This is a genomic window from Vibrio sp. A37 (assembly GCF_059777565.1).
Genome location: NZ_JBLNLI010000057.1, coordinates 1 through 1,016, shown reverse-complemented (window position 1 = coordinate 1,016; position 1,016 = coordinate 1). Strand labels below are relative to the sequence as shown.

The window sequence follows — 1,016 nt, the reverse complement described above, 5'->3', positions numbered from 1 at the left end:
TGAGCGAGTGGGGATAGAAGATAACTTCTTCCGCATCGGTGGGGATTCTATTGTCTCTATCCAGTTGGTCTCTCGATTGCGCCGAGCAGGACACTCCCTTCAGGTGAAAGATATCTTTGAGGCACCGACCGTGAAAGCGTTGGCGCATTGCCTGTCTGAACACTCTGAGATAAACATCGTGGCTGAGCAAGGGACGTTGTTGGGTGAGTTTGCGCTCTTGCCTGTTCAGCAGTGGTTCTTTGACCGTCGATTCGCGAAGCCAAACCACTTCAATCAATCCTTCACGCAGCGCATTCCATCGAATGTGACTCGAGAGCAACTTGACAGGACGTTAGCGGCGTTGGCACAGCAGCATGATATTCTACGAGTGGCCTATCAGCGCTCTGAGTCGGGTTGGGTGCAGGTGTACAATTCGCGCAGTATGACGCCGCCGCTTGTAACGCTGGATGTTCGCGCATGGAATGAGAGGCAATGGTGGGAGGCCATGTGCGATTACCAAGCCTCGTTGGATATCCAGTCGGGTCCAGTGTGGCGAGCGGTGCATGTGGTGGGTTGCCAGGATGGGCATGCCCGTTTGGTATGGATGGCGCACCATTTAATCATCGATGCGGTGTCTTGGCGGATACTGTCAGAAGACGTACAACAATTACTGACAGGGCAGGGGCTGGCTGATAAAACGAGCAGTTATCGTCAATGGGTGCAGGCGGTGTTGGAGTACGCAGAGCAACGGTCAGAGCAGAGTGGCTATTGGCGTGAGGTCATCTCGAAGCAAGCGTCGTGGCCCTCCCCCTCAGAGGCCTCCCGTCATACATTGCAGTGGGGCAAGTCGTTGACCGCTCAACTGCTTCAAGAGGCGCCGAAGGGGTATCACACCGAGATTAATGATTTGTTGTTGAGTGCACTGTCGATAGCGCTATCGACAGTGTTTGAGCGGAATGACACGCTCATCACAGTGGAAGGACACGGTCGTGAGCCGATTGACGAGCGGTTAGATACGTCACGGACAGTGGGGTGGT

1 protein-coding gene is annotated in these 1,016 nt (G+C 54.4%); it reads left to right on the top strand.

Annotated elements, in window-relative coordinates:
• Positions 1 to 1,016: condensation domain-containing protein (locus ACM2FC_RS23465; protein WP_498483451.1), on the top strand; the 1,016-nt coding region annotated here is incomplete at both ends.